The 5,059-nt window shown below is 52.4% G+C and carries 6 protein-coding genes; 3 read left to right on the top strand and 3 right to left on the bottom strand.

Annotation, left to right across the window (positions count from 1 at the left end; all coding sequences use genetic code 11):
• Positions 1-63: 63 nt before the first annotated feature.
• From frr to secG, 3 genes are read right to left on the bottom strand one after another with little or no spacing between them, the layout of a single operon-like run.
• Entirely contained in the window at positions 64-627 is a 564-nt protein-coding gene (gene frr, locus Q1K24_RS09190) for a ribosome recycling factor (RefSeq protein WP_300369239.1), read from the bottom strand.
• Positions 628-640: 13 nt separating this feature from the next.
• Positions 641-1,585, bottom strand: a complete 945-nt coding sequence (locus tag Q1K24_RS09185) for a polysaccharide deacetylase family protein (RefSeq protein WP_300369236.1) — start codon at positions 1,583-1,585, stop codon at positions 641-643.
• A gap of 14 nt (positions 1,586-1,599) precedes the next feature.
• The gene (secG, locus tag Q1K24_RS09180) at positions 1,600-1,944 is read right to left on the bottom strand and encodes a preprotein translocase subunit SecG (RefSeq protein ID WP_300369233.1); all 345 of its coding nucleotides are present in this window, start codon (positions 1,942-1,944) and stop codon (positions 1,600-1,602) included.
• 68 nt (positions 1,945-2,012) lie between these two features.
• Here secG and Q1K24_RS09175 point away from each other — a divergent pair, with 68 nt between their 5' ends.
• From Q1K24_RS09175 to Q1K24_RS09165, 3 genes are all read left to right on the top strand, one after another.
• Positions 2,013-2,711, top strand: coding sequence for a methyltransferase (locus Q1K24_RS09175; RefSeq protein WP_300369229.1), 699 nt, complete (start codon positions 2,013-2,015; stop codon positions 2,709-2,711).
• Between the two features lie 72 nt (positions 2,712-2,783).
• Complete coding sequence (locus Q1K24_RS09170) at positions 2,784-3,890, top strand: M20 family metallopeptidase (RefSeq protein WP_300369226.1); 1,107 nt, start codon at positions 2,784-2,786, stop codon at positions 3,888-3,890.
• Positions 3,891-3,983: 93 nt separating this feature from the next.
• Positions 3,984-4,886: an ATP-grasp domain-containing protein gene (locus tag Q1K24_RS09165; protein ID WP_300369224.1), complete on the top strand. Its 903-nt coding sequence runs from the start codon at positions 3,984-3,986 to the stop codon at positions 4,884-4,886.
• Positions 4,887-5,059: the final 173 nt, after the last annotated feature.

Here is a 5,059-nt window from a genome sequence, read left to right as displayed (position 1 = left end):
AAACTAAAAGTTGACGTGAATCGCTTCGCGAACAATTTTTAGTTTTTAGTTTTTAGTTTTTCACTAAACTTTCAGGACTTCCTGCTCCTTCGCCTTGACCAGCTCGTCGACCTTTTTGATATATTCATCAGTGATTTTCTGGACCTGGTCGAGTCCCTTTTTCTCTTCATCTTCGGTGATCACCTTCTCTTTGGCCAGTTTTTTGACTTTGTCGTTGGCGTCTCGGCGGATGTTGCGGATGGCGATTTTGGCCTTTTCGCCCATCGCTTTGGCCTGTTTGGCGCTCTCCTGGCGCTGTTCCACCGTCATCGGCGGGAAGAAGAGTTTGATCGTTTCACCGTCGTTGTTGGGATTGACGCCGATATTGGCCTGCTGGATGGCATGTTCGATTTCTGGAAGCAGATTTTTTTCCCACGGACTGATCGTAATGGTCTGTGCATCGGTAGCGATGACGCTTCCGACCTGGTTCAAGGGTGTCGGTGTGCCGTAGTAGTCGACTTTGATGTTGTCGACGATATGGGTCGACACCCGACCTGTGCGGATCGTGCTGAAATCTTTTTTCAGGACGTCAAGGCTTTTGTCCATATGCTCCCTGGCATAGTCGTAGACTTCGTTCAGTTCTTCCATAATCTTTGCTCCTTCACGGTTTGACGAGAATTTTTGTCGATATTCTATCGTTTTCAAGCTTTAAAATGAGACGGCTGCGACGATTTTTCAGCGGTTTGTCGAGCAACGTATCCACCCGTCCGTCCTTCAGATCGACCCATTGCCATCCATAGCCGGTCAGATAGAGCTGTCCGCGCTTTGCCGTACTGTTCGTTTCCACCGTCACCCTTTTGACGATACCTTTTTCCGGCCAGGCACGCGGTTCGATCCAATGGGCAGGCAGGAATCCGATCGTGAGTTTGCTTCGGAGTTCGGTGTCGCCTGTCAGTGCGATACGGTCGATATCGTAAATGTCGGAAGCGTTCGAAACGGCACCGACATTCTGGTTGCAGATGGCGTCGAATCCGAATTCCTCGGCAATGCCTTTGACGCGCGCGTCATATTCCCCGTAAGGGTAGGCGAAATAGCGGGGCCGCATTTTGGTTCGCTTTACCATCAGTGCCAGACCGGTTTCGAAATCTTTTCGCAGGTATCCATCGTTTTTGGAGACCATATGCGGATGGGTGTGGGAATGGAATCCGAGTTCACCATATTGTTTGGCCTCATTGACCTGGTCCCATGTCATAAAATCGCCGTACCCCTCTTCGGTCGCTTTCGTATAGACAAAAAGGGTGAACGGATAGCCATAAGCCTTGAAAACCGGAAGACCGTTGGTGAAGAAACTTCTGTAACTGTCGTCGATTGTCAGCACGACCCATTTGTCGTCGATTTTTTTACCGGATTTCAGCGCGTCGACGAGTTTCGAAAGCGGAATCACTTCGTAGCCGTGCTTCCTGAAATAGTCGAACTGTTTTTTAAGTGTGTCGATCGAGGTATTGGTGGAGGCGTGTCGTGCATCGCCAAAGCGGTGGTAGACGAAAATGTGCGCATCGGCCAGGAGACTCGATGCAATGAGCCAGAGGCCGATGAGATAACGCATGAGAAGGGGGTTTGTTATTCAGCCGGTTCTGCAGGGGCCGAAGGAGCAGCCGGTGCGGCCGGAGTTTCGGGAACAGCAGGTGGGGTCGGCATGCTCTGTTCCGTTTTGATCTCGTCGACGACCGATTTGTTGTAGGTCTTGTTGTAGAGGTAACCGAGTGCGATGGTGTTGAATACGAAAATCAGGCCGACGGTGAATGTCGCCTTGACCAGGAAACCGGCCGGTCCTTTTGCGCCAAAAACCGATTCGTTTGAGCCACTGTAGGCGCCGAGGCCGATCGATGAGCTTTTCTGAAGTAGTACGAGTATTGTCAGGATAACCGCCAGAACGATCTGGGCGACAAAAAGGATAGTAATCATTGTTGAAAAAGCCTTTGGTTATAATTAGCGCGCTATTATATCTAAAACATGTCTGAAAAGTAAATATGATGCATCATGCACAATTTCGGCGTCATGCGCACAGTTACGACCGATACAGTCTCATACAGGAGCGTGTCGCCTCTGCGCTGGTTTCGAAAATCAACGGTCCGTTCGATTCCATTGTTGACCTGGGATGCGGAAGTGGCGGCTTTCTCAAGTCATATGAACGATCGTTCATAGCATATTATGCCATCGATATCGCACCGGAGATGCTGACCCTGCATCCGGACGATGAGCGGGTCGTCAAAATGGTTGGCGACTTTAATGATGCGTCACTTTTCGAAACGCTTCAGGGGCTCGATTTCGATCTGCTTGTCTCGTCGTCGGCGCTGCAATGGAGCAAAAATCTCGACTGGACGCTGGAGCGGATGGCCGGTCTCGGCCGTCCTGTGGCCATGACGATTTTCACGTCGGAAACTTTTGCGGCGATACGCAACATCACCGGCACGCCCTCTCCCATTCGATCCAGAGAGGAAACGATCGAAACGATTGGAAAGCATTTCGATGCCGAGATAGATGTTTTGACATACAGACTCTATTTCCGTAATCCGCTGTCGATGCTCCGTTACATCAAGCACAGCGGCGTGAGCGGAGGCAGGCAGGTGCTCGGTTACAAAGAGACAAAAAAGATACTCTCCGACTATCCCCATGCCTATCTGGAGTTTGAGGTGGTTCGGGCCCTCTCGAAAAAGATTTGCAATAAATAATTGTTTACATTAATTAATAATATATCCTTTAAATGGTAAAATCCCCGAAATATTTTGAACGGCTGGGCTGGCATGCAGTGGAAAATTGATCTTGAAAAAGTGGTGCGCATCAACTCCTATACGCAGAACAAGCGGGGAGTCGATGCAGTCGGCGAAGTGTTTGCGGCATGGCTGGAAGCATTGGGGTATCGGACCGACAGACATCGGCGTGAATTGATCGGCGACCATCTTCATTTTGTCTCTCCGAAATCGGAACGACGTGAAAAAATTCTTCTTCTCGGGCATCTTGACACGGTATTTCCCGCGGGTGTTTTTGACGAGTGGAGGGAAGACGACGAATGGGTCTACGGTCCGGGTGTTTGCGATATGAAAGGTGGCAATGTCGTGGCGCTTGAAGCGTTGCGGGCGATATATGACAGATATGGAAAAATCGAGGACATCGACGTGCTTTTCGTCAGTGACGAAGAGACAGGCAGCGACGATTCGAAGATACTGAGTGCTGAACTGGCAAAGCAGTATGACAAGTGTTTCGTATTTGAGGCGGCGGGACCCGATATGGAGGTCGTCGTCGGACGCAAAGGGATCGGAACTTTCGAAATTACGATCGAAGGGATCGCCGCCCATGCCGGGACCAGTTATGCCAAGGGTGCGGACGCGAATCTCGAAGCGGCGATGAAACTGCAGAAACTGGTGGCGATGACCGACCTGGGAAAAGGCTCGACCGTCAATGTCGGGAAGATCGAAGGGGGTATCGGCGCCAATACGATCAGCCCGCAGGCGAAACTCCTGCTTGAACTGCGCTATGCCGACCACAGAGAGAAAGAGCGGCTGATGGCCGGACTCGACGAAGCCGTGCGGATGTCGTATGTGGATGGCACGAAGGCGATGCTGGGTGGTTCGATCCAGCGTGATGTCATGGAGCCCAATGCGTGGCAGACGACGCTGATCGATGCAATGGAGCGTATCTCGGGACAGCGGCTTTTGACCGAAAAACGCGGCGGCGTGAGCGATGCGAACATCATCGCATCATCGGGTGTCGTGACGCTCGACGGGCTGGGCCCCTACGGCGATGGCGACCACACACCGAAAGAGCGGGCACTGAAAAAGAGTTTCGACGAACGGATCGACCTGATGACGAAAGTGCTGCTGCATCATCAGGAGCATGGAGTTATAGAGTAGGCGATTTTCCGCTTCACGGTGGTCATTGCGCTTCGTTGTCATTCGGGGCTTTGCTCTGTTAAATGACCGAAAACAACCGAAAGGAAACAACATATGAGCACTAGACGGGTCGGTATCTGGATGTACCAAAACGGCGGCGGCGATGCGATCGAGCGGAAAATCGTGGCGAAGCTGAAGGAGCGGGGAATCGAGAGCGTGACGGGGCTCAACCTGCGTCACGCCTGGGTCGAAAACGGCAAGACCCACTGCAACGGCACGGTGATGGAGGAGCTGGACGCCTTTTTCAGCTACAACGCCGGGGAGCAGACGCAGTATCAGATGTTTCTTTACGAAGCGATCGACCACATCGTTCCCTGTCTCAACAACTACCGCTCCTTCGCACTGACCGAGGACAAGTTCCAGACATCCCATCTGCTGCGCAACCACGGCGTACCCACCGCCGACTTCCGCCTCTGCCATCGTGACGACGGCGACCGGCTGCGAAAGTTCATGCAGGAGTGGCAGCAGATGGTCTACAAGCCTACCGACGGCTGGGGCGGCGTGGGGCTGACGAAGATCGACAGCAAGGAGACACTCGACATGCTGATGCCCTTTCTGAACCAGATGGACCTCCGCTTCTTCTATGTCGAAAAGTTCATCGACTACGACCGCACCGACTATCGCGTCGATATCGTCGACGGTGAATACATCGGCTGTTACGGACGCAAAGCGGGGGGCGACGACTGGCGCACCAACGTCACGAGCGGCGGAAGCGTCTTTCTGCGCGAACCGGACGACGCCGTGATCGATCTGGCGATCCGGGCCGCGGAAGTGACGGGCCTGGAGATCGCCGGTGTCGACATCATCTACGACCGCAATAAGGAGGAGTACATCGTGCTCGAAGTGAATGGCATTCCCGCATTCGCAACGCCGGAGCAGGAGAAGATGGGCCTCGACTTCAACGACAAAAAGATCGAGAAGATCGTCGATTTGATTGAACGTAAAACCAAAAAATAACACCCCGAAATTTTCATTTAAAGGATAAGGACTCATGGCCAAAAAGAAAAAGCTTCCGAAACTGGGACTTCTCTACCTCGATTACGTACTTCGTTTCTTCGACCGCTCCAACTTCAAAGGGTGGCCCGACAAGATCGAAACCGTCGTCTACCACTGGGGCAACGACAAGGAGC

It is taken from the genome of Hydrogenimonas sp. (genome assembly GCF_029932565.1).
GTDB lineage: Bacteria > Campylobacterota > Campylobacteria > Campylobacterales > Hydrogenimonadaceae > Hydrogenimonas.
Note: the sequence above shows the minus strand (reverse complement) of the source record. Positions and strands in the feature narration are given on the sequence as shown.

Excerpts from the sequence above, each read along its gene's own strand:
- Q1K24_RS09175 (WP_300369229.1), top strand. The coding sequence starts at position 2,013 with ATGCATCATGCACAATTTCGGCGTCATGCGCACAGTTACGACCGATAC.
- secG (WP_300369233.1), bottom strand. The coding sequence starts at position 1,944 with ATGATTACTATCCTTTTTGTCGCCCAGATCGTTCTGGCGGTTATCCTG.
- Q1K24_RS09170 (WP_300369226.1), top strand. The coding sequence starts at position 2,784 with ATGCAGTGGAAAATTGATCTTGAAAAAGTGGTGCGCATCAACTCCTAT.
- Q1K24_RS09185 (WP_300369236.1), bottom strand. The coding sequence starts at position 1,585 with ATGCGTTATCTCATCGGCCTCTGGCTCATTGCATCGAGTCTCCTGGCC.
- Q1K24_RS09165 (WP_300369224.1), top strand. The coding sequence starts at position 3,984 with ATGAGCACTAGACGGGTCGGTATCTGGATGTACCAAAACGGCGGCGGC.
- frr (WP_300369239.1), bottom strand. The coding sequence starts at position 627 with ATGGAAGAACTGAACGAAGTCTACGACTATGCCAGGGAGCATATGGAC.